General features: G+C 37.6%; 18 protein-coding genes. 6 read left to right on the top strand and 12 right to left on the bottom strand.

Annotation, left to right across the window (positions count from 1 at the left end; all coding sequences use genetic code 11):
* The first annotated feature begins 137 nt into the window (after positions 1–137).
* The 4 genes from FLJC2902T_RS02575 to FLJC2902T_RS02560 are packed head-to-tail and all read left to right on the top strand — an operon-like array spanning position 138 to position 4,629.
* The gene (locus tag FLJC2902T_RS02575) at positions 138–674 is read left to right on the top strand and encodes an ORF6N domain-containing protein (RefSeq protein WP_023578227.1); all 537 of its coding nucleotides are present in this window, start codon (positions 138–140) and stop codon (positions 672–674) included.
* 56 nt (positions 675–730) lie between these two features.
* Positions 731–1,879 carry a DNA polymerase III subunit gene (locus tag FLJC2902T_RS02570; protein ID WP_035676765.1) on the top strand — a complete coding sequence of 383 codons (1,149 nt, stop codon included), beginning with the start codon at positions 731–733 and terminating at the stop codon, positions 1,877–1,879.
* A gap of 3 nt (positions 1,880–1,882) precedes the next feature.
* Entirely contained in the window at positions 1,883–2,269 is a 387-nt protein-coding gene (locus FLJC2902T_RS02565; protein WP_023578225.1) for a hypothetical protein, read from the top strand.
* 50 nt (positions 2,270–2,319) lie between these two features.
* Positions 2,320–4,629, top strand: a complete 2,310-nt coding sequence (locus FLJC2902T_RS02560) for a hypothetical protein (RefSeq protein WP_023578224.1) — start codon at positions 2,320–2,322, stop codon at positions 4,627–4,629.
* A 19-nt stretch (positions 4,630–4,648) separates the two neighbouring features.
* Here the strand turns inward: FLJC2902T_RS02560 and FLJC2902T_RS02555 are convergent, their stop codons facing one another.
* The 6 genes from FLJC2902T_RS02555 to FLJC2902T_RS02530 all read right to left on the bottom strand — a co-directional run bounded on the left by FLJC2902T_RS02555 (position 4,649) and on the right by FLJC2902T_RS02530 (position 14,458).
* A complete protein-coding gene (locus tag FLJC2902T_RS02555; protein WP_023578223.1) occupies positions 4,649–6,922 on the bottom strand; it encodes a helix-turn-helix domain-containing protein in 2,274 nt (757 codons plus the stop codon).
* An 83-nt stretch (positions 6,923–7,005) separates the two neighbouring features.
* Positions 7,006–7,566, bottom strand: a complete 561-nt coding sequence (locus tag FLJC2902T_RS02550; RefSeq protein ID WP_023578222.1) for an OmpH family outer membrane protein — start codon at positions 7,564–7,566, stop codon at positions 7,006–7,008.
* Positions 7,567–7,818: 252 nt separating this feature from the next.
* Complete coding sequence (locus FLJC2902T_RS02545) at positions 7,819–8,673, bottom strand: class I SAM-dependent methyltransferase (protein ID WP_023578221.1); 855 nt, start codon at positions 8,671–8,673, stop codon at positions 7,819–7,821.
* A gap of 143 nt (positions 8,674–8,816) precedes the next feature.
* On the bottom strand, positions 8,817–10,694 hold the full coding sequence (mnmG, locus tag FLJC2902T_RS02540; protein WP_023578220.1) for a tRNA uridine-5-carboxymethylaminomethyl(34) synthesis enzyme MnmG: 1,878 nt from the start codon (positions 10,692–10,694) through the stop codon (positions 8,817–8,819).
* 49 nt (positions 10,695–10,743) lie between these two features.
* Complete coding sequence (ybeY, locus tag FLJC2902T_RS02535) at positions 10,744–11,163, bottom strand: rRNA maturation RNase YbeY (RefSeq protein ID WP_035676762.1); 420 nt, start codon at positions 11,161–11,163, stop codon at positions 10,744–10,746.
* Positions 11,150–14,458 (bottom strand): DUF4175 family protein, encoded by a 3,309-nt coding sequence (locus FLJC2902T_RS02530; RefSeq protein WP_035676898.1) that lies wholly within the window; start codon positions 14,456–14,458, stop codon positions 11,150–11,152. The genes ybeY and FLJC2902T_RS02530 overlap by 14 nt, the downstream gene beginning before the upstream one ends.
* 1,073 nt (positions 14,459–15,531) lie before the next feature.
* Between FLJC2902T_RS02530 and gltX the strand changes: the two genes are divergently transcribed.
* Positions 15,532–17,043 carry a glutamate--tRNA ligase gene (gltX, locus tag FLJC2902T_RS02525; RefSeq protein WP_023578217.1) on the top strand — a complete coding sequence of 504 codons (1,512 nt, stop codon included), beginning with the start codon at positions 15,532–15,534 and terminating at the stop codon, positions 17,041–17,043.
* Positions 17,044–17,100: 57 nt separating this feature from the next.
* Here the strand turns inward: gltX and FLJC2902T_RS02520 are convergent, their stop codons facing one another.
* Together FLJC2902T_RS02520 and FLJC2902T_RS02515 are read right to left on the bottom strand one after the other, a co-directional pair.
* Complete coding sequence (locus tag FLJC2902T_RS02520; RefSeq protein WP_023578216.1) at positions 17,101–18,075, bottom strand: hypothetical protein; 975 nt, start codon at positions 18,073–18,075, stop codon at positions 17,101–17,103.
* A gap of 71 nt (positions 18,076–18,146) precedes the next feature.
* Positions 18,147–18,803, bottom strand: a complete 657-nt coding sequence (locus tag FLJC2902T_RS02515; protein WP_023578215.1) for a hypothetical protein — start codon at positions 18,801–18,803, stop codon at positions 18,147–18,149.
* Between the two features lie 106 nt (positions 18,804–18,909).
* On the opposite strand from FLJC2902T_RS02515, the gene FLJC2902T_RS02510 reads away from it, so the two are divergent.
* A complete protein-coding gene (locus tag FLJC2902T_RS02510; RefSeq protein WP_023578214.1) occupies positions 18,910–19,875 on the top strand; it encodes an SPFH domain-containing protein in 966 nt (321 codons plus the stop codon).
* A gap of 40 nt (positions 19,876–19,915) precedes the next feature.
* On the opposite strand, the gene FLJC2902T_RS02505 is transcribed toward FLJC2902T_RS02510, so the two are convergent.
* The 4 genes from FLJC2902T_RS02505 to FLJC2902T_RS02490 form a co-directional block, all read right to left on the bottom strand.
* Positions 19,916–20,152, bottom strand: coding sequence for a DUF6327 family protein (locus tag FLJC2902T_RS02505; protein ID WP_023578213.1), 237 nt, complete (start codon positions 20,150–20,152; stop codon positions 19,916–19,918).
* 8 nt (positions 20,153–20,160) lie between these two features.
* The gene (locus FLJC2902T_RS02500) at positions 20,161–20,511 is read right to left on the bottom strand and encodes a hypothetical protein (protein ID WP_023578212.1); all 351 of its coding nucleotides are present in this window, start codon (positions 20,509–20,511) and stop codon (positions 20,161–20,163) included.
* Between the two features lie 2 nt (positions 20,512–20,513).
* Positions 20,514–20,843: a YtxH domain-containing protein gene (locus FLJC2902T_RS02495; protein ID WP_023578211.1), complete on the bottom strand. Its 330-nt coding sequence runs from the start codon at positions 20,841–20,843 to the stop codon at positions 20,514–20,516.
* Positions 20,844–21,142: 299 nt separating this feature from the next.
* On the bottom strand, positions 21,143–23,242 hold the full coding sequence (locus FLJC2902T_RS02490) for a glutamine--tRNA ligase/YqeY domain fusion protein (protein WP_023578210.1): 2,100 nt from the start codon (positions 23,240–23,242) through the stop codon (positions 21,143–21,145).
* Positions 23,243–23,272: the final 30 nt, after the last annotated feature.

The raw sequence follows: 23,272 nt of genomic DNA, 5'->3' as shown, positions 1-23,272 counted from the left end.
ATACGATTTTTCTTTTTTTAGCCTTTTTTCCTATACTTTTTTAGCGGATTCTCAATTGTTGAAATTCTGATTATTTCTTAAATCGATTCATCAAAACAAAATAAAAATACTATTTTTACTACATTAATTGTATTTGTATGCCAAAATCAAGCGAATTCACAGCCATCGCCGAAGAAGTGGTAATGAACCAAATCTACTTCATCAGAAACCAGAAAGTCATGTTAGACCGTTATTTAGCTAGACTTTACGGTGTTGAAACCAAAGTTTTAAAACAACAGGTTCGCAGAAACAGCGAACGTTTTCCCGAAGATTTCATGTTTGAGATGACCGAAACGGAACTTCAGAATTGGAGGTCACAATTTGTGACCTCCAATTCCATAAAAATGGGCTTGCGATATATGCCTATGTGCTTCACCGAACAAGGCGTGGCCATGCTTTCCAGTGTTTTGAAAAGCGATCAGGCTATAAAAGTCAATATCCAGATTATCCGCGTCTTTACGAAATTGAGAAGCTTCTTACTTGAGAATACAGAAGTTAGGCTGGAAATTGAAAAGATCAAAAAGAAAATAGACAATCATGGGAAGAATATTGAACTGGTTTTTCAATATTTAGACGAACTCATTGAAAAATCGGAAAATGAAAAACAAAGAGAAAAAATCGGTTACAAACAGTGATCGAATACCAAGCAATTGTTTCTTGCCCTGATTAAACTTTCTGTTATCTTTGCTTCATGCTATTTCAGGAAATTTTAGGACAACAACACATCAAAAGTCACTTGACGAAAAGTGCCGATTTAGGTCGGATTCCCCATGCGCAATTGTTTGTGGGGCCGGAAGGGTCGGGGACTTTAGCCATGGCGATTGCCTATGCGCAGTACATTTTGTGTTCCAATACTTCCGGTGAAAACACCAACGGAAACGAAGCCTGCAACCTAAAATTCGAACATTTTTCACACCCCGATTTGCATTTTGTTTTTCCGGTTGCTACCAACGACCAGGTAAAAAGTCATCCGGTAAGTGCGAATTTCATGAAACAATGGCGGGAATTCGTCATCGAAAATCCGTACGGAAGTTTATTCGAATGGCTTAAATCGCTGGGAATTCAGAACAAGCAGGGACAGATAGGAGTGGACGAGGCGCAGGAAATCATGAAATCACTTTCGCTCAAAGCCTATGAAGGCGGTTATAAAGTGATGATTATCTGGATGGCCGATAAAATGAACACCGCCACGGCCAACAAACTTTTGAAATTACTCGAGGAACCGCCTCAAAAAACGGTCTTTCTTTTGGTTACCGAAAATCAGGATGATATCATGCAGACCATCTTATCGCGTTGTCAGGTATTGGAATTTCAGGGTTTACCCGAAAGTGTGATTGCCGATGCTTTGGTTTCACGTGAAAATATCGACGATAAACTGGCACTGAGAATCGCACATCAATCGCAGGGCAATTACAACAAAGCCATACATCTGTTGCACAAAGACGCGACGGAATATCCGTTTGAGGAATGGTTTGTACAGTGGGTTCGCGCCGCTTTTCGTGCCAAAGGAAATGCAGCCGCTATTTTGGATTTAACCACTTGGAGTGAGGAAATTGCCGGCATCGGACGTGAAGCGCAAAAGCAGTTTCTGCATTTTTGCGTGGAAATGTTCCGTCAGGCCTTGTTGCTGAATTATCAGTCGCCATCGCTGGTTTACATTGAACCGACGGTGGATAAATTCAAAATGGAAAATTTTGCACCTTTTGTGAATGGCAATAACATCAACGAGATTTTCAAGGAACTCTCGGATGCAATTTACCATATCGAACGCAACGGAAACGCCAAAATCATACTGACGGATTTGTCGATAAAACTGACCCGTTTAATTCATAAAAAATAACCTATGACACATACTGAAATTTTCGGGATACTTATTCTGGCTTTTTTAGCGCTTACTTTTTTGCATTCCGGATATGAGAAAATAGCCGATTGGAAGGGAACCGTTGCCGGACTGAACGAACATTTTAAAAACACCATCATTAAAAATCAGGTGTCGACCGCTTTGGGATTGGTTTGGATTACCGAAGTTATTGCCGGAGCTTTATGCATGGCAGGTATTTTTCAGCTGATAGCCAACGGCAGCACAACCATTGGTCATTATGGCGCGGTAATGTCCTGTATCACATTGCTGTTGATGCTTTTCGGACAACGTTTGGCCAAGGATTATGACGGGGCGAGAACCATTGCAATTTATTACATTCCTGCAATTTTGGCGGTGTACTGGTTGTAGTAAATACAAAGCAAATTGCTTCACATCATCTGAATTAAAAGTATTGTCACATGGCTAAATTTTGCGTTTGTATTATTTTATTTGCGTATTCGGCATTCGCCCAAGAACATTTCAAAAACAAGATTGTCGAGCCGCTTCAAAAGAATAATTTATATTTTGAAAAAGCTTTTGTCCATACCAACAAAACGACCTATTTAGATGATGATGTAATTTGGTTTCAAGCTTATGTTGCTGATAATAACAATCTTCCTTCAAATAAAACCACCCTCTTATATGTGAACCTGACCGATTCTGCAGGACAGGTGATTGATTCCAAAAACATTTTCATTTCCAACGGAATTGGCGTGGGTGAGTTTGACATTGCCAATATCAATGGCTCCGGCCAGTATTTTATTCAGGCCTATACAAATAACATGCGAAATTTCGGCGATGCTAATTTTTTTATTAAAGAAATTAACGTCATTAAAGAACCGTCAATCACAGATAAATCCAACAGAAACGAATACGATATTCAATTTTTTCCGGAAAGTGGTTATTTGTTGGACGACACTGAAAATGTTTTAGGCATAAAATTATTGACAAATGGCAGCGGAACTGATTTTACCGGCAGGATTATCAACAGTAAAAATCAGGAAATTACCCGTTTTAAAAACGAATATTCAGGACTGAGTTCTTGTAAATTTAAGCATACATCCGGGGAATCCTATCAGGCAATTATTGAAACGAACGATACGATCATCAAATTGAAAATCCCTGATAATGAAAAAAGGGAGCTTTTACTTTCCGTTGACAATTCTAATCAACAGCAACTGACAATAGAACTGAAAGCACCGGAAAAGCTACTCCAAGAGCTTAACAAGCATAATTTCACGTTATTATTTCATCAGAACCACACGATAATAGATTATTTTCAAATTGATCCAAAATCGATGATCAATAAAAAACTTGAAATCGATAAGCAACATTTAAAAAATGGGGTTAATACCATAACGTTGTTCAAAAATTATGAACCGATCGCGGAAAGAAAGTTTTATGTAGATAATCAGCTCAACGAACTGACTGTCACCCTGGAAAAAGACCATTCGAAAAACGATTCGATAGTATGCAATCTCAAGATTCTTAACAAGAACAAGCCGTTAAAATCGAAATTAAGCATTAGTGTTTTGCCTGAAAGCACCGCCAATTTTAATGAAACTACTACGATAAAAAGCGCTTTTTTACTTACACCCTATGTCACCGGCTATATTGAAAACCCAGCATATTACTTTGATCCGAAAAATCAAAAAAGACTGGAACATCTGGATTTATTATTACTCACTCAGGGTTTTGTACGATATTCGTTTGCTGAGATGATAACGGCTTTCAACCCAAAGCCTGCCTATGAATTTGAATCGGGTTTTAAATTAAAAGGAGCTGTTTCACCGCTAGCCACAAATTATCTCGGATTAATAGCTAAAAACAATACCTTAATTCAAAAAATATATCTAAAAAACGATAATTCCTTCGAATTTAACAAGCTGTTATTGTATAAAAACGATGCTGTAAAAATTTCTTTTTTATCACCTGAAAACGAGGCATTTCAACCGAAAAATATACGTTTGAATACCATAGAAAAAAGCACTTTTCCAAAAATAAATCGGTATAAAATAAGCGAACCTAAAAAAGAACCGTTTACTGAAAAGGAATATGAAGAATACAAATATTACACCGGTATCCGATTAAATGAAATCACTATAAAAAGTAAAAAATCCAGTAAGAGCAGCATCCGATGGGACAAATTAGTCAAAAAACACAAGTCAAAAGTTTTTGATATTGGTGCGTATTACGAAATAGAAATGCCGGAAGATTCCCGTAAAAACAACGAATTATTTATGAGCTTTCTCCTTCGGAACCAAGGAATACGCTTTGTGAGTTGGAAAGGGATTGAGAATTATTTAGAAGCTTCCGCTGATACAGAGGCCTTCTTATATGTTAACGGAAAACTACTTACTTCATTAGAATTGAGTACATTGCCTTTAAAAATGAAAGATGTAGAAGCGATAATGAAACAACCTTTTAAAAATTATATTAAATACCAGGTTTTCACAACAGAGCAGTATAATAACGATATCGTGGAACTTTTCGACGAATTTATACTAACAAACGCCTATGACAGGTCTAAAAAATACTATACTCCTGCATTTAATCACAACCGACCTGCCTCTTTAATGGAAATAGATTGGAAAACCAATTTAACTACGGACTATAACGGTCGGACTGCTTTTAAAATAGCACAAAATAATGCAACCCAAAAAACCATTTTTTCCATTCAGGGTTTATCCGAAGATGGTATTTTGATTAGCGAGATAATAGTAAAATAGGCCTTTTTAACAATTAAAGCTACGGCTTCAGACTCGACTTAAACAACCGCAATTCATCCCAGGTGAATTTTTCGCCGTGGATATCTTTTAATTCGCCCAGACTTTCTCCTTTGAAATCATAAAATACTTCACGCAACGCGGCTATTTTATCCTCCGGTAAAATGTCGGAAAGTTGAAGCGCTTCCAATTGAATCAGCTTGGTAAAATGCCCGAAAATAGTGCCCGGCGTGAGTTTGCGCAGCTTCGCTATTTCGTGGATGGAATGATTTTGTTTCCACAGTTCCAGTGTTTCCTCTATGGTTGCTTTTTTAGGCTGTTTTGCTTTTTTCATTTTCGGTTCGTAGTAGGAGGCATCGTCATCGTCTTCAACCAAAGCGGCATGGCTGGCTCTGAACTTTTCCGTAACCGTTACTAATTTATTGATTTTGTAGTGTTTGCTATCGTCGGAAACTAAATTCTGCTTTGAAATTTCCTTTCCTTCGGCTATTATTTTCAGCAGCAAAAGTGACTTTTTCAGTTGGAGTACTGTTTTGATTTGAAGTTCTTCCAGAAAAAGTAGTTCATCGTAAAAAGCTTTTACTTTTTTAACGCGTTTGATTTCTTCGATTTTCAGTAAAACTTCCTCCACAACCGCATCCAAAGGCGTGAAAAAATAATTGTACGCCGCATCGCAACGTTCCCTGATAAAAGTAATATCGACAGGATTCGCGGAAAACAACTGGTACAACTGACTCTGGAATTTAACCGAAGCGTCCCCCAATTTCGCCATCTCCGCCGCACTGAAATCGGCCCAGTCTTTATGCTTGGTTTTAGGTGATTTCGGCGCTTCCTGTTTGTAACTGAAACTGTGATTGCGCCATTCCTGTATAACCGTTCTGAAATCGAAACTGGTAATCAGCGTGTTATACAGATATTGCTTGGTTTCGGTTGTTAGCGAATCCTGCAAAACGGATTCAGTTGCTTTGTTCGAAGCGTACTGTAGTACTTCTTCGTCGGACGAAATGCCATTCATACGCAGCGGAGAAAGCAAAATAAGCCCGTTTAAGGAACGCAAACGCGAAAGAGCCACATAGGCCTGCCCGGGCGCAAAAACCTGCGATACATCCAACACAGCTTTGTCAAACGTCAGTCCCTGGCTTTTGTGAACGGTTATCGCCCAAGCCAGTTTGATAGGGAAGTGGGTAAAAGTCCCTAAAAGTTCCTCTTCTACTTCTTTGGTATTTTCGTTGATTTTGTACCTAATGTTCTGCCATTCATAACGTTCCACTTCGATGGTTTTGTTCTCATCGGGAAAATGCACCAGAATTTCATTATCGGCCAACGATTTGATCACGCCCATTTTTCCGTTGAAAAACTGCTTTTCGTGCGACAGATCGTTTTTGATAAACATGATCTGAGCGCCGACTTTCAGTTGCAGATTCGGATCGACCGGATAGATTTTTTCCGGAAACTCATCAACAATCAAAGGTCTATAAATGAATTGTTTTTCGGACAATGCGTCTAGTGATTCCACATTAATTGCATCCGCTTTAGCGTTGTGCGTGGTCAAAATGATGTAGCCTTTATTAGTCTTTACATCGAAGCCGGGTTTTACAAACTGGTTCAAAACCTGAACATCCGTTTGAGTAATCGTGTTGTTTCTCAGATTATTCAGTACCGAAATGAACTGATCGTCCGTTTGTCGGAAAATCTTATCCAATTCGATGTACAAAGGCGGATATTGTTGAATTACATGAGAATGAAAAAAGAACATACCGCGGTAATATTTCTGCAAAACCTGCCATTCCTCACTTTTAACCACAGGAGGTAATTGTAATAAATCTCCTATATATAATACTTGTGCTCCGCCAAAAGGACGTTCATTGAGGCGTACTTTCCGCATCATGAAATCCATGGCATCGAGCGTATCGGCGCGAAGCATACTCACTTCATCGATTACGAGCAGTTCCATATTCCGGATTACCGCGCGTTTCATGGCGCTCATGTTGAAGTGTCGTGCTAAAGAAACTTGGTTTTCAAATTTTACGAATTCCGAAAAATAGGGCAGTGGTTTACTATCGGGTATAAAGGCGGCAAAGGGCAACTGAAACATAGAATGAATCGTTACCCCACCAGCATTAAGTGCTGCAATTCCGGTAGGTGCAACCACAACCGTATTTTTATGGGTAGTCGCAATGATTTCACGAAGCAGTGTGGTCTTTCCAGTACCGGCTTTTCCCGTAAGAAAAATGGATTTATTTGTCTGATTAATAAACCGGAGCGTATAAGAGGCAGCGGCAGATACTTGTTCCATGTGGCGTATAATTTAAATGGTGAAAATAATAAAAAACCAACTTAAATACAAATAAAAAAGCCTCCCAATGGAAGGCTAAATATTTATTTTTTCTCTGTTTCTTCAGGTTTTGCAGGACCTTTGTACTGGTCGTTAATTTCTTTAGTCATTATAGCCGTAATATCATAGGCCTCTTTAGCATACAATACTGTAGCCGCATCACCCGTACCATAAATATAATCATATCCGTTTTTCTTACCATATTCTTTGATATGATTTTTGATACGTTTTACCAGACTATCCATTTCTTTACCACTCGCTTGTTGCAAAGACTGTAGCATCGCTTGTTGCTTCATTCCCAATTCCTGCTCTCTTTTTTGCAGTTCAGCACCTTTTGCCTGAGCCCAAGCCGGACCTTTTAACTGTGCGTTTTGTTGAAAAGCTTGTGCTTCGTTCTGGAATTGACTCGCTTCACCGCGAAGTTCACGGCCCATCTCTTCCGATTTTACTTTGTATTTATCTTCAATGTCTTTAGCTTCCTTGTTTTCTTCCAATAATTTTCCGGTATCTACATAAGCTGTTTTCATTTTTTCAACAGAAGTTGCTTCCTTATTACAAGAAACAAATGCCAAAGCAGCAAAAGATAGTAAAATCAGTTTTTTCATTTTTTTTAAATATCAGATTAATTTTGATGTAAAAGTAGTAATTCGTTTTAAAGTTTCAAAGATGACAAATTTGTGAATAAATAAGGAACTTTTGGGTAAAAATTACACTATAATTTTTTTTTATTAAATTAAAATTAATCATAATTACGCTTTATTAAAAACAAACTCATATAAAGCTTTTTAAGACACTTTTAAAAAATCGGTAATAATTCTTATAATGATGCGGATTTTCGTTTAAAATTGCGCTTTATTTTAATTTTCTTCGTTTTTTAAGACATAAATATGTGACGAATACTCAAAATTACGCTTGGCTTTCAGATTGGATTGCAATCCGATGAAAAAACCTTTCACAAAATTCATTTTTCCGTTTTTGTATTTTTCGGATAAAAGCGAAACATAAAAGCTATCAAAAACCATCGGAAGCACTTTTACCAGTTTCATATTTTCCCTTGCGAATAATTTTTCAATCGAAATTTTTGAGAAATGCCAAAGGTGTCGCGGTACATCATAGGCAGCCCAAAATTTTCCGTAATATTCTGCATCGAACGATTTGTAATTCGGAACCGCTATTAAAATGGTTCCGCCAGGTTTTAACAACCGTTTTAATTCGGTTATTTGTTTTTCCAGATCGGGTACGTGTTCCAGAACATGCCACATGGTAATTACATCGAACGAATGATTTTCCAACGAGGCTAAATCATCAGAGAAAGAAACACCTTTATTGATGGCTATCGCTTTTGCTTTATCGCTCGGTTCAATTCCGGTACACGACCAATTTTGATTTTTGGCCTCCTGAAGAAAATCCCCTGTTCCGGCACCGATATCCAAAAGTGTTCCTTTTTGTGGCTGCAATGAAGTGATCAAACTCACTTTGTCGCGAATCGCTTTTCGTTTTATAAAATGATACGCCTTTTCAAACAGCGAACGTTTACCATCCGTATGGGAAATATAATCGTCGCTTTCGTAATATTTAGGAAGCATATCCAACGAAGGCTGCGGATGGGTTTTCAGTAGTTGCAATTCCTCATCCAACAGCAAATCAAAATGTTCTCCGGAAACCGAATAATCCTTTACGCTGATAAAAACTTTCTCGTTTGAAAAATTCATTTATAAAAATATTTTTTTTTAAAGATTCTCTTTGTTTATGGGGCTTGCCGAAGTAGTTTCACGTGGAACAAAATCAAGCGGTACAAGGCAGAAGGCAAATTTAAGCATCTGACCTCTGCCTTGTACCGCCTGTAAACTGAACACTATCTTCCCATGTGAATTAATAAAATGGAAATATCGGCAGGAGAGACTCCGCTGATACGTGAGGCTTGCGAAATGGTAACGGGACGAATTTTTTTTAGTTTTTCGCGCGCTTCGTGCGAAATGGATTTTACCGCATCATAATCAAAATCGTCACGAATTTTTAAATCTTCCAGACGGTTCAGTTTATCGGCATTATTTTTTTCCTTTTCTATGTAGCCGGAGTATTTTACCAAAATTTCTGCTTGTTCAATAACTTCGCGATCCAAATCGTGTTCTTCGATGTAATCGGTAACTTTTTTGAATTTTACGAAATCTTCCAGTTCCAATTGCGGTCTGGAAAAAACCTTAAACATTTTATCCGGCTGTACCATCGGGGCAGATCCTTTACTTTCTAAAATTGGATTCGCCTCTTCGGGTTTTAAACTCGTTTCTTTGAAGAAATTTATAAACGCTTCCGATTGGTCGCGTTTCTTTTCCATTCTTCGAAGACGTCCTTCACTGGCCAAACCGATTTCATACGACAACGGCGTCAAGCGGTCATCCGCATTGTCCTGACGTAATAAGGTTCTGTATTCGGCACGGGATGTGAACATTCGGTAAGGTTCTTCCGTTCCTTTGGTAATTAAGTCGTCTATAAGTACGCCAATATAGGCTTCATTTCTTTTTAAAATAAAAGGCGAACGATCCTGAGCCTTTAACGCGGCATTGATTCCGGCCATCAGTCCTTGCGAAGCGGCTTCTTCATAACCGGTGGTTCCGTTAATCTGTCCGGCAAAATACAAACCTTCCACCAATTTCGTTTCCAACGTGTGCTGTAATTGCGTAGGAGGGAAGTAGTCGTATTCAATCGCGTAACCGGGGCGGAAGAATTTCACGTTTTCAAAACCTGCAACAGAACGCAATGCTTTAAACTGCACTTCTTCCGGAAGCGAAGTTGAAAATCCGTTTACGTAAACTTCAACTGTATTCCAGCCTTCCGGCTCCACAAACAACTGGTGACGGTCCTTATCGGCAAAACGATTAATCTTATCTTCAATAGATGGGCAATATCGTGGACCCAAACTTTTGATACGTCCGTTAAACATCGGTGAACGATCAAAACCTTCTCTTAATAAATCGTGAACCAATTCTGAAGTATAGGTCATGTGACAATCGCGCTGTACCGTCAACGGCTTAATCGTTTCCAAATAAGAGAACTTATCCGGATTCACATCTCCGGGCTGTACAATCATTTTGGAATAATCCAGCGAACGTCCGTCCACACGGGGAGGAGTACCTGTTTTCATTCTTCCGGATTCAAATCCGAGTTTCACCAAATCTTCCGTGATTCCGTAAGCCGCACTTTCGCCAGCTCGTCCACCTCCGAATTGTTTGTCACCGATATGAATCAATCCATTTAAAAAAGTACCGTTGGTCAGCACCACTGTTTTGGCTTTGATTTCGATTCCAAGCGACGTACGGATACCGGTAACTTTTCCGTTCTCGGTCAAGATTCCGCCAACCATTTCCTGGTAAAAATCCAGATTCGGAGTCTGTTCCAACATCAAACGCCATTCTTCCGCGAAACGCATACGATCGGACTGCACTCGGGGCGACCACATCGCAGGTCCTTTGGATTTGTTCAGCATTTTGAACTGGATGGCGGTTTTATCCGAAACGATTCCCGAATAACCACCCAAGGCATCAATCTCACGAACGATTTGTCCTTTTGCAATTCCACCCATGGCAGGATTGCACGACATTTGAGCAATGTTCTGCAAACTCATCGTAACCAATAATGTTTTCGAACCCATGTTAGCAGCCGCAGCTGCAGCTTCCGATCCGGCATGACCGGCACCCACCACAATTACATCATATACATCTTGAAATAAACTCATTGTTCCACGTGAAACATTTTATTGTTTCAATATTAATTTTAGTATTTCCTTATTGTTCCACGTGGAACAATAAAACTTTTTCATCTTCTTTAGAGCGCATTACTTTTTCATCCGCTTCGGATTTATCCTTATATCCGCAGTAGTGTAAGACCCCGTGAATGATAACTCTTTTCAATTCATCTTCAAACGATACACCAAAGTCTTGCGCATTATCCTTAACGCGCTCAATGGAAATAAAAATATCACCTTGTAATAAATTTCCCTCAGAATAATCAAAACTGATGATATCGGTCAAATCATCGTGATTAAGGTACTCTACATTGATTTTATGCAGGTATTCGTCGTCACAAAAGATATAACTTATCTCTCCGGCTTCCTTGTTTTCAGAGTCTATAACACGCGAAATCCAATTCTCGAAGTCCCTTTCGTTTTCCAATTGGAAGTCGGTTTCGTAATTAAAACTTATCATTGTTCTTAAAGTAGGTTTGCACCTTTTGATTAAAATTTGGGCGCAAAGGTAAGCTTTGTCTATTTAAAATTTCCACACTGTTTAAATATTCTTTCAAAGCCGGCGGAATTTGATTCGCCTGATTATGAAATGCTTTGGTATTGGTTTGCGATTGTCTTTTGTTTTCTTCCCCTTGTTGCTGAATTGCTTTATCCAACTTTAAAAGTTCGTGTTTCAGGTTCAGCATTTTTTGAAGGGTTTCGTTTTTAAAACCTTTATTTAATAATTGCTTTTCTATATCCTTCATTTGTTTTGCGGCATTCTGACCCATTCCGCCAGCCCCTTCTTTCTCCAAAGCTTTCTGTAAAGCTTCCCGAAGACGTTGCTGCTCTTTGTAAATTTCCAAAACCTCACCAGCATTTCCTTCACCATCCTGACCGCCTTCACCTTGATTACCACCTTTCTTACCGTTCTTATCAGGTTGTCCTTCTCCGGGTTTTTCGCCTTTCTTCATACCCTGTTTCATTTTTTCGGATAGGCCTTCCTGCTTTTTTATAATGTCTTTAAGCTGCATACCACCCTGACCTTGCCCTTGTTTTGGTTTGCCTTTGCCTTGCCCTTGTCCCTGCATTTCCATTTCCATCTGCATCTGATTCATCGCATCACTTAAAAAGTCGGCCAATTTATTAGCTGAACTTATGGTATACTGCTGATGGGAAACGCCTTTCTGAATATTATTGTCAGCTAAATTATCGATGGATTTATCAACGTTATATTGTACGTTACCAACTTCCTTGGTAATCATGTCTGATATTTTAGGATTACGAAGGGACATTGCAAACAGGCTGTCATCAACATGTTTGAACTGATTTTTCAGATCTTGTTGTTTTTTTAAAAGCTTATTAAAACCTATGGTTCGAGAGGAACTCGATTTAAAATCACGCATAACATCTTCCTGTGAAAAAGAGAACGCGAGCAAGTTGTCCAGTATCTGGCGTAACATTTTCACATCTTCTTCCATCTGTTCCATATCACCCATTTCCATGGATTGCTGCATTTTTTGACTCATCTGTTTCATCTTCTGAGCCGCAGATTTTTGCTTTGGTTTGGCTTTTGAAGGACTATTTTTCTGCAATTCTTCGGAAGCTTTCTTTAAATCTTCTTCTATATCCTGTTGTTCCTGCTTGTCGTTCGGAATATCCATCGGAGCTTTTAACTCTTTATTTTCTTTGTCCAACTCGTTAAGTTCTTCCTGAATCTTATCGAATTCCTTATTAATATCATTCTGCTCCTTGGAATCGTTGTCTTTACTGTCGGCTAATTTGTCTTCTTTTTTAGAAAGTTCGTCTAACTTATCGGCAATCTGTTCCGCTTTCTTTTCAACATAAAATCGCTTGGTCATTTCTACCAACTGCTCCAGACTTTTGGTTTGGTCTTTCGTATTTTGTTTTAATTTATCCACTTTCTCGAAGAGTTCTTCCTCTTTGAGCTTATTGGTCAGTTCTTCCAATTCCTTCAAAAGCTTTTCGTTTTTTTCGATCTCCTTTTCGTTTTTATCCAAACGTTTCAATAATTCCTCTTTGAATTCGTCCTTTCTTTCAGGATTGAAATCCTTTAAATTATCTTCCAATTTTTTGGAAAATTCTTTCATCATTTCATCCTGTTGTTTCTGACGGTTGATGAAATCCTGTACTTTTTTCTGATCTTTAAAATCAAGATTAGCTTTCTCTTTACCCATCTTTTGCAACTTATCCAACTCGGATAACTGCTTGTCCTGATTTTTAATAGATTTCTCTAAACTGTTGATATTGGAATTCTGTTCCTGAAGCTTCTCTTCCTGCTTTTCATTTTCCGTCAGTTCACGGTGACTGAAAACTGACGACTTTGTGCTTTTGTAATTATGCAACGCATCGTTATCGAAAATTTCGAAATAGTAGTCGTAATCCACACCTTGCTGCAACGTTAATCCCGAAGGAAAACTGTAGACGAACTGATCAAAGGAATTTTGTTTAACAGACAAATTTCCGCGACGCAATTGCTTCGGATTGTCCTTCGGATAAAAAACCACCTGAAGTTTGCTGAGTCCGTAATCATCGGAAACCTGACCCAGAACCATATTGCCTTTCAGTTTCAGACTGTCCGGAGCTTGTTCAATCGAAATGGTCGGATATTGATCTTTAATCGTAGTAAGCTGATAATGAAGTTTTTCGTGATTTTTTACTCTTGTGTTGGAAGTAAAAATTTGATAATCAGTATTTTGAATAATATTTTTTGATAAACTGAAGTACGATTCATTCTTAGAAAAAGGAACAGACTGATTATTACTTTTCCAAAGTACTTCTGTTGTTGTTAATGTATTTACTTTCCAGGTAACTTTTGAACCTTCCGGAATCACAGCATTTCCGCTGCCTTGAATAACTTCGGCTTTTCTTGATAAATAAGATGGAAACGTTACGACCATTTCGAAACTGGCTATCGTTGGAACCGCAACTACCTGTAGTTCAAGTAAACTAGAAGTCACTTCATTGGCAGTCAGTTGAAATTCAATGGTATTTGCCGGTTTATCAAATTTATACTGGAAGACTCCGGGTTTAACCGATTCGAGATAGTAACTTTCATCTCCAATAGTAATCATGGCATTCTCGGGTACAATTTTACCGTTGGTTTTTACCTGAAGCAGAAAATCCTGACCTTGTTCTGCTACTAAATTGGAATTCAAAATCTCAAATTCGAATGGGGCAGGAGGGGTATACTGTTTCTGGAAATGTACCATTCTGTCAAAACTTTGCGTTATCATTCCGGAATTACCGCTCACAAAAAACAACAGTAAAATCAATAATGGTACTATGGCATACGGCAGAAATCTAACATTCTTTTTAAAATTAATGGCGTTACCGAAAGGAATCGGTTGTAATGCATTAGCCTTTTGTTCAATAGAAGCCAACAATAATTCCGACGGATTCGTCTGATTGTTGAGCTGAAGGAAATTCGTGAGTTTATCGCTTACTTCCGAAAAGTGATTCCCGATGATTTTGGAAGCCTCATTATAATCAATTCCTTTTTGCAGTTTGAACAATTTGAAAACCGGGAATAAGATAAAACGAAGTAAAAGGAAAATTTCAACCGTTATAAACAACCAGAATAGAATCGTTCTTCCCGATGGCGACAACCATAGGAAATATTCCACGAGCAGCGTACCTATCAGATACACCAATCCCAATCCAATAAAAAGTATCGTTCCTTTGAGTAACTCATTGGTATAAAACTTCTTAATGAAAGCCTCCAGTTTTTGAAATATCAGATTTTTGTTTTCCAAAATCACTTGTTTCTTTATAACCGATAAAACTACAATTTTAAACGAAACGAAATTCAAAAAATTACGTTAAACCTGATTCACAAAAATCCAATTCCAAACTCAAACTCAAATTTCTAAATTCTAACTTTCCAAAGTTGTCAACATTCATTAAAAACAACAAAAAATATTTTTTTAAAATTTAAATTAATTGATTGTTATTATAGCTTGTTAATAGTTGGCATAACTTTATTTTAAAAGAGGTAATTTTTGGTTTATACTTTTTTATACCGGGTTATTAACAATGTTATTTTGGGTTAAAACTTTGTAAATCAAATGTGCTTTTAAGGTTATTAACAATCGTTGAAATGTATTTTTTTATCGATAATCTTAATAATTCACCATGTGGATTACTGTTAATAACTATACTTTATATCTTGATAAGTAAAAAGTAAAATATGGAAACTTCATTAGGTTTTTTCAATCCGGTTTTTGATTAGAAAAATTTCCGATAGAAACAAAAAACAGTTGTAAAATTCTATCTTAAGTTATCAACAAATGTTGTTAATCGGTAAAAGCCTGTTTTTCAACGATAACAGTATTTTAATTAACATAGTTGAAACAGCTTGTTAATTTGTAGTAAAATTCATTTTTAATTACAGATTTTATTAACAATTTCGTATTCTTATAAAAACTAATAGTTTCATAATTATCAGGGTAATAACACGTTACTGAAACAGTACGATTTTAAAGTTATGTTGATTACGGTTTATTTTTTAAATATTGTTAAGCCACGAATTTTCGAATTTTTAAAAATTAATAATTTTCAATTCGTGAATTCGTGGTTAATAATTAGTTTATCATTGTGCAGACTAAAAAAATAATAGCTATAACTTTAATGTGTTTGGTTTTATCTTAACCACAGATTTTAACACTATTCACTTTTAGTTTTTAAACCAAAATTTTGAAATCAAAGTCTATTATGGTTCACTACTGTATTTTAAAAATTGAAAATCATTAATTTAAATTACATTTCAAATTCGCTATCGTTCCAATTGCCGTATTGAAATAGTATCTTTGCACAAAATTTACTGAAAATGTCAAAACCGGTTAGAGTGCGTTTTGCACCCAGTCCAACAGGACCTTTACATATAGGTGGTGTACGAACTGCCTTATTCAATTATTTATTTGCTAAAAAACACGGCGGAACTTTCTACTTACGTGTGGAAGATACCGACCAGAACCGTTTTGTTCCCGGAGCCGAACAATATATAATGGAAGCTTTGGAATGGTTGGGCATTGCACCGGACGAAACCGTGGGTAAAAACGAAAAATTTGGACCGTACCGTCAGAGCGAGCGTAAACCTTTGTACAAGCAATATGCTGATGAGTTAATTAACAGTGGTTGGGCGTATTATGCGTTTGATTCGGCTGACGATTTGGATCAATTGCGTAAAAATGCCGAAGAAACAGGAAACACCTTTATATACAATCATACCGTTCGTGAACATTTGGACAATTCCCTGACGAATTCGACTGAAAAAGTAGCGGAACGAATTACCAATGGTGAAGAATATGTGATCCGATTCAAAACTCCGGTTAATGAAACGTTACATTTAAAAGATATCATTCGTGGCGATATTAAGTTTGATACGAATTTATTAGACGATAAAGTATTGTTTAAAAGTGACGGTATGCCAACGTACCACCTGGCGAATATCGTAGATGACCATTTAATGGAAACTTCGCATGTGATCCGTGGGGAAGAATGGTTGCCATCGATGCCGTTACACGAATTGTTATACAAAGCTTTTGGTTGGGAAGCACCTCAGTTTGCGCATTTACCATTGATATTAAAACCGGTTGGAAACGGAAAATTATCAAAAAGAGACGGAGACAAATTAGGGTTCCCGGTTTTCCCGTTGGACTGGAACGATCCTATTTCCGGTGAAAAATCATCAGGATACAGGGAAAAAGGTTTCTTCCCGGAAGCGGTAGTGAACTTTTTATCATTATTAGGATGGAATGACGGAACCGATCAGGAATTATTTTCGTTGGAAGAATTGGTAGCGAAATTTGACTTAAACCGTGTACATAAAGCAGGAGCGAAATTTGATCCGGAGAAAAACAAATGGTTTAATCAGCATTATCTTAAATTACAGTCGGATGCCTCTTTAGCGGAAGCATTTATGCCGATTTTATCCGAAAAAGGAATCGTAACGGATATGGAATACGTAACTAAAGTTGTCGCTTTGGTAAAAGAACGCGCGACTTTTGTAACCGATTTGTATGAACTGAGTGATTTCTTCTTCGTAGCTCCAACGGCTTACGATGAAAAAGCGTCGAAAAACTGGAAAGAAGAAACACCAGGCTTGATGCAGGAATTGATTTCGGTATTGGAAAATATTGGTGATTTCACTTCAGTAAACATCGAAACGATCGTAAAAGACTGGATGACCAAAAATGAAATCGGGATGGGTAAAGTAATGCAGCCGTTCCGTTTGAGTTTGGTGGGTGCCTTAAAAGGTCCGCATCTTTTCGATATCGTGGAAATGATTAGAAAAGACGAAACCATTAAACGATTACAGCAAGCGATTGCAACGTTATAAGAATCAAAAAAGCCCCGAGAATTTCGGGGCTTTTCTATTATTTATTTTTTAGAATAACTACAAAATCTTACAGTTACCCATTGTTTTAAATTCGGTTTCTGTCATTTTATCAGATACGTTTGCTCCATAGCTGAATCCGCCCGGCATGTACAGATAATTTACATCACCTGTTTCGCAATCGGCAACAACTTTAAAATAAACCAAAGTTGATATTTGAATAACCATGCTTCCTTTTACAATTCCGTAAGGTGCCACAAACAAAACGGCAGTATTTTTTGTTTTGTTCACGAAAGCATTATTGATTTCCTCGTCCGTTACGAATTTTAAATTACCACCGTAATTTTTAATAGCCTGTTCTTTAGATCTTCCGTCCTTTAAAACATATTCGGGTACCAAAATTGTTTTTCCTTTTAATTTTGTACAATTTTCTTCCGCCATTTTCTCGGCATATTTATCAAAATGTATCGTTTTGTCATTTTTGATAATCCAGTTGATGTTGGCTTGTAATGTTTCCAACGCATATTTGTAATCTGCTTCCAATAATGATTTTCCTTTACTTAGCGCTCTGTAAGGTAAATAGATTTTAGAATCGGCTGCTTTTCGGTTACTTTCGATTCGCGTGTAAGCCAACGCCGGTACATTTAACCCTGTTTTTAATCCATGGGTTCCGTTATCGTTTAATAAAATAAAACGCAATACAGCATAAGATTTGTTTTTAGACTTCTGTAAAGCATCAATTTCTGTAGTGGTTTTATATTCAATGTTGGAATTCAATTTCCAGTATTTTGGAGCGAAAACTCTAAAATCCTCATTGAATTCTTTAATGAAAGTCTGATATTCCTTTAGTTCTTCTGCTTTTTTTGGTTTGTCTAATTTTTTAATAATTTTCGGGTCTTCTTCAAGAACTTCAACAATTAAAGTTCTTTTTTTCATATCTTGAAAATCCTCAGGATCTCCATTAAATTTAGGACTGATTTGCGCATTGGCTGCCAGACCAATCATCAGGGTAACGGCAAGTAATACTTTTTTCATTTGTCTTTGGTTAAAATTAATAATCAGACAAATATAAAATACTTGCCCGATTATTTTCGTTAATTTTATATTTATAAATTAAACAACAACTGTCCGGTAATAATACCGATATGCCCGCTGAAATTCCCGTTGTTGGCAACTTTTAATTCTTCTTTCTTGTTCAGGTTGTTAAGGATATTGTTCATCCCGTATTGGTAATTAACCAATGCGCGAACTCTTCGGTTTCCACCCGAAATTCCTATGTACAGGTTTCCGTTTATTTTGGTGATATCCGTAATGTCTTTTACTGTTAAAAGGGCGTTATCGGCTAAAACGTTGGCTTCGTATTTTCCGTCAAATTTTAATTTGTCGTTTACCTGAAGCACCGGACCAATGTCCAACGAAACATGGTCTTTCACCACATTGTAACTGAATAATAACCGAATTTGAGCGTTCATCAGTTTGTATTTTACCTCCTGTTGTTGCAGTAAAGGAGAATAGGTAGCCACAGAAAAATTATTTTCAGAAAACTGCATCCCGAAAATCATACTGAAATTGTTATAGTAATTTCCGCGAACCTGCATTCCTGCCGACCAGCCCATTTCGGGAGTGACGTCAAAATCGGAAGTCATTAGAGAGGTTTGATTTACACCGGCATAAATACCAATTCGGTTTCCGTCGCGGTACCCTTGTTGCGCAAAAGTCTGTAAACCAATCAATAGCAATGAAACAATAAGTTGCTTTTTCATTTGAGGAAATTAAAAAATTTCGACAAATGTAAACTTATTTCAATAACGATTGTAACATTTACATCATGTATCCGTATAATCTTATAAAATAACTAAATTATTTATCATGGTAGTACTTCCTATTTTATTAGTCGTCGGATTCTTCCTTTTACTGGCTTCCTTTTTTACGGTTAAGCAGCAAACGGCGGTAATTGTAGAACGTTTCGGAAAATTCAACAGCATCAGACAATCCGGTTTGCAGATTAAAATTCCGGTTTTCGACCGTATTGCCGGACGAGTAAATTTGAGAATCCAGCAGTTGGACGTAATTATTGAAACGAAAACAAAAGACAACGTTTTCGTAAAAATGAAAGTTTCCGTTCAGTTTAAAGTGCTTCAGGAGAAAGTGTACGATGCTTTTTATAAGTTGGAATATCCTCACGATCAGATAACTTCGTATGTGTTTGATGTGGTTCGTGCGGAAGTGCCTAAATTAATTTTGGATGATGTTTTTGAACGTAAAGACGATATCGCCATTGCCGTGAAACGCGAATTGAATGAGGCGATGACCACCTACGGATATGAAATCATCAATACATTGGTTACGGATATTGATCCGGACATCCAGGTAAAAAACGCGATGAACCGTATCAATGCTGCCGATCGAGAAAAAACCGCAGCCGAATATGAAGCGGAAGCGCAACGAATCAGAATTGTAGCCAAAGCCAAAGCGGAAGCGGAAAGCAAGCGTTTACAAGGACAGGGTATTGCCGATCAACGAAGAGAAATCGCCCGTGGATTGGTGGAAAGTGTGGAAGTATTGAATAATGTGGGGATTAATTCTCAGGAAGCATCGGCTTTAATCGTGGTGACACAACATTATGATACGCTGCAGGCTATCGGTGCCGATACGAATTCGAATTTGATTTTGTTACCGAATTCACCTCAGGCGGGTAGTGACATGTTAAACAATATGGTAGCTTCTTTCACGGCGAGTAATCAGATTGGGGAAACCATGAAAAACCAACCGAAACGTACTAAGAAAAAAGACGATCATACGTCCTTGGATTTCAATCCTTCGGATCCGGAATAATTGTTTTTTAAAAAAGGAAAGAGGTCGAAAGGCCTCTTTTTTATTTTATGAATTTGTTGATTATAAATGGCAGTATTACATTTTTCAGCAGTCCCGATTTGGTAATCAGCAGTCCTGTATCTCCTAAAAGGTTCCGTAGCATTCCGGCTGGAGTTAAGCTTTCCAGCGTTTTATCTACAGTAAGCGACAGTTTTTTCACATCAATTTCTTTCTGAAGTTTCAGGATTTCCAGATCACGGTCAATTTCCTTGTAGGAAGAATATACTTTTGTTTCCACGGTACCGATTATTCGTTAAAAAAGACTTTTGAAAATTTTTCCAATACGTTGCCTTCCACTATTTTGTCTTTTATGAAGTAGGCAATAAGCAGGAGAACAACATAAATACCGCCTACGATCAGAAAACCCAAAACATAATTATCCGTCAGCTGACCTAAATACAAAGCCAGAGCCACGGAGGTAAACAACAGAAAAAACAGGAAAAGCAAAGACATCAACAGTACCTTCACAACCATGGTCGTCGATTTCATAATGACTTTAAACAACCATAATTTGTAATAAGCAATAGTGCTGTCGATAGCATTTTTCAGATGATCCTGAATGTCATCCGCTTTTTCTTTCAGATTTTCAAACGGCATATTTAATTTTTAGTGGTTTCGGCCAATTTTTTTAATTCGGCCAATTTTTTTTCCAAGGCTTCAATCACCTCTTCTTTTTTATGATCGCTGTGTGAAAGTAAATGATCGATTTCACTTTCAAAATCCATTTTGGCTCTTGAAAATCTAGATTTAATATTTTCCGTAACCTCACTAAAGCGGTGTTGTAAATTTTCCTTTCCGTGGTCAATACCTTCTTTGATTTTTCTTCTTGTTTCCGAACCTTTGTCGGGAGCAAACAAAATTCCAAGCCCAGCCCCAATTGCTGCGCCGGCCAAAAGAGCCAATACTGTTTTTCCTGTGTTCTCTGACATGATTTTACAATTTTAGTTACTAACTATAAAATTACATATTCAAAAACAGAAATATTGTTAATCGCCGGTTAATTGTATCCTCTAAAAATCAAAAATCGATTTAAAACACTTTTAAGAGGATAAACTACATATAGGCATGGAAATACCTTTCGTTTTTTTAAAATTCGCTTAGAATAAATTTATGAAAGTCAGTTTTAATAAATTTTTATAATTAAAAACTGTTTTATGATTGATAAATACTATAATAAAAAAACCTGCTCTTTAGCAGGTTTTTAATTGATATAATCTATAGTTGTTTTTTAGATTACTTCGGAAAGTAAGTGCAATACAATTTCATTTTTTTCGGCCATTTTCATTTCCGAAAGTTGCGTTTTGAAAGCGTCAAAATTATCCTCGTCCTTTTTCAGATTCTGAATTCCTTCCAGTCGAACAAATGGCGATTCGCTTTTCAACGACATCATATACAATTTATGAAGCAGTTCGGTTTCCACATCCGAAGCAGTGATCTTATCGGAATATTTCAGAATAAAATTAGAAAACAACAGCGAACTCTTATTGTTGTTGACATTCTTCTTAAGTGAATTTTGCAGCAGACTGTAATTTCCGATGCTTTTGACGTTGTCACCAATCGCATTTTCAATGGCTTGTCTTTCTTCATCGCTGTTCACTTTGAAATACTTGTTGATTTCTTTCAGTGAATTATTGATAGTATTTTCTTCTTTTTTCCCTTTTTCTTCCCAAGAATCTTTCAGATCCACGGTTTTGTTGAAAACCAAGGCTTCAGCGGTACTGTCTCTGTCTACGCAGAAGTATCCTGTTCTCTGAAACTGGAAACTGTCACCTTCTTGTGCATTGGCCAAGCTCGGCTCCACAAATCCGGTTACCGTTTTTAAGGAATTCGGATTCACAAAATCAAGGAAATTTTTGTCTTTGTGCGTGTCCGGCGATTCGTCAATAAACAAACGGTCGTACAAACGGATTTCCGCTTCCACGGCATGTTCCACAGAAACCCAGTGAATGGTTCCGGAAACTTTTCGGTTGCTGGCTTCGCTTCCGCTTCCGCTTCGGCTGTCGTCGTCGTACGTGGCGTGAATTTCGGTGATTTTCCCGTCGGCATCTTTTACAACACGTTCTCCCTTAATGATGTACGCATTTTTCAAACGTACTTCCTTCCCTAAAGTCAAACGGAAAAATTTGCTGCTTGCTTCTTCCAAAAAGTCATCTCTTTCGATATAAATTTCTCCCGAAAAAGGCACTTTTCTGAATGTCATCACTTCTTCTTCCGGATTATTTTCCGCTTCCAGCCATTCCACTTTACCATCCGGATAGTTGGTGATTACCAGTTTTACCGGATCGATAACTGCCATTACTCGAGGTGCAACTCTGTTCAAATCTTCGCGAACACAGAATTCCAATAACGAAACATCAATTAAGTTATCGCGTTTCGCAATTCCGATAGTGTCGGCAAAATTTCGGATGGAAGCCGGAGTATACCCTCTTCTTCGCATTCCGGAAATGGTAGACATTCTCGGATCGTCCCAACCGGTTACGAAATTTTCCTGTACCAATTGCAGTAATTTACGTTTGGAAACCACGGTATGCGACAAATTTCTTCGTGCAAATTCGCGTTGTTTCGGACGCACTTTCGTATCATCATAAATCTGATCCAGAAACCAATCGTATAGTTCACGGTGAGGTAAAAACTCCAAGGTACAGAACGAGTGTGAAATCTGTTCCAAGTAATCACTTTCCCCGTGTGCCCAGTCGTACATAGGGTAAACGCACCATTTGTCGCCGGTTCTGTGATGGTGTTTGTGTAAAATTCGATAAATAATCGGATCACGCATCAACATATTGGTGGACGCCATGTCGATTTTAGCTCTTAAAATATGGGTACCTTCTTTGAATTCCCCGTTTTTCATTCTTTCGAACAAATCCAGGTTTTCTTCTATGGATCGGTTTCGGAAAGGACCGTCAACTCCGGGTTGTGTAGGTGTTCCTTTTTGTTTGGCCATATCTTCTGAAGACTGGCTGTCTACATAGGCTTTTCCTTTCTTAATCAATTCAACGGCCCAGTCATACAACTGTTGAAAATAATCCGAAGCATAACATTCCTCGGCCCATTTGAATCCCAACCATTCCACATCGCGTTTGATGGCATCCACATATTCCTGCTCTTCTTTGGCCGGATTGGTGTCGTCAAAACGCAGGTTAACCGGTGCATTATAATCGATTCCCAAACCGAAATTCAGACAGATCGCACTGGCATGACCCAAATGCAGATAGCCGTTGGGTTCTGGCGGGAAACGGAAACGCAATTTATTTGGTGACAAACCATTTTTTAAATCGTCTTCAATGATTTGTTCTATAAAATTCAATGATTTTTCTTTCGTTGACATAGATTTTATGTAATTTTAGCAAAGATAAGT

Source organism: Flavobacterium limnosediminis JC2902 (genome assembly GCF_000498535.1).
GTDB lineage: Bacteria > Bacteroidota > Bacteroidia > Flavobacteriales > Flavobacteriaceae > Flavobacterium > Flavobacterium limnosediminis.
The sequence above is the reverse complement of the archived record's forward strand: the minus strand, read 5'-3'. Positions and strand labels throughout refer to the sequence as shown.